Source organism: Okeania sp. SIO2B9, assembly GCF_010672505.1.
In the GTDB taxonomy this organism is placed as follows: domain Bacteria; phylum Cyanobacteriota; class Cyanobacteriia; order Cyanobacteriales; family Microcoleaceae; genus Okeania; species Okeania hirsuta.
Map to the genome: position 1 here is coordinate 1 of NZ_JAAHGK010001676.1, position 1308 is coordinate 1308.

A 1308-nucleotide genomic window follows, 5' to 3' on the forward strand; every position below is an offset into this window, starting at 1 on the left:
TATTCGACCCAGGCTTTACCATCATAGACTTAGCCAATATTGCTGTATCTGGCAAATTTAAGGATGGACAGCCATGCCATAGATGAGTTTGTTTGATCGCGTAAATACTTCTAATTATCCCTCACCTTCTTTTATTCTTTCTGGTACTGGTGATACTCCGATTTATTGTTGGCATATTCCAGCTTTTAACCGGACAGATGTTTTTGATGTTACTGGTGCTGGTGATACGGTTGTTGCTGCTTTGACTTTGGCTTTGAGTATGGGTGCTTCTAGTTGGGAGGCTTCTGTTTTAGGAAATTTGGCTGCTAGTCTGGTGGTGCGTATATTTGGCACTGCAACTACGACGGTTAATGAACTCAGGGAGGCTTTACAAGCACTGGTTAGTTAGGCTCAAGTTACTCTATTGTGCGGCTTGGATGAAGGTGGCGATATAGCTGCCACACTTGCTACGCCAACGCCAAATCACCTCTATAGAGGAATGAACTAGAATTGTACTTTGTAAGTTTCCAGCTTACAATCAGTAATCATATCATGTCTGGTAGTATATTTAGTGGGACTTACAGCGGTTTTCATTCCGCTAACGCCCCTACAGGGTTTTGGTTATGACAAAGATTTAATGGTTGTGCCTGTGCGAAAGTGTGGGAATGGTCATATAACTATTGTCCCTTAATACTTTTAATTCTTATGGAATATCCTCTATGTGGCCATCACAAAACTCGGGTATCATGGAAAGACGAGCAAAGGAAGTCAACGATATTATTGTCCTGAATGCTTGCAAACTTTTCCTTCGGAATGTTGCGCAAACAGTGACACCTTCGACACTCTATACTATCGTAGACAGGTTCAGCCTGAACAAATGCGGATGGTTTTGCAAGCTCATGTCGAGGGTAGTAGTTTAAGAGGAATTAGTCGAGAGCGTGAATCTGGCCTATAATACAGTAGTCAGTGTGGTGAGAGCAGCCTCTCAAAAAGGACAGATGATTCATAATGCCAATGTAGAAAATATCCAAACCTCACAGATTAGTAGTGATGAGTTTTGGTGATTTGTTCAAAAAAAGCGAGTGCTAATTGGTGGGGTCTCCCCAGAATGTAAGACGCACTCAAGACACAAAAAAACTGTCAGATAAATGAATTGATAGAAGGTGACTGTGGGATTGGTATGACCCAAGCCTGATCAAGTGGGCTAATTCTCACAGCAAGAGTTGGTAAACATACAGACCAGTTCATAGAAGAAGTTATCGTTAACACGGAAGGTAAAACAGACTGTAAACAATGGCATAGGGATGACTGGGGAGGATATGAGCGAGT

General features: G+C 42.0%; 2 pseudogenes. Both read left to right on the plus strand.

What is annotated here, in order from left to right:
* Positions 1-172 precede the first annotated feature (172 nt).
* A pseudogene (locus F6K13_RS33620) lies at positions 173-388 on the plus strand (PfkB family carbohydrate kinase); the annotation flags it as partial.
* A 281-nt stretch (positions 389-669) separates the two neighbouring features.
* Positions 670-1308 (plus strand): annotated as a pseudogene (locus F6K13_RS33625) (hypothetical protein); the annotation flags it as partial.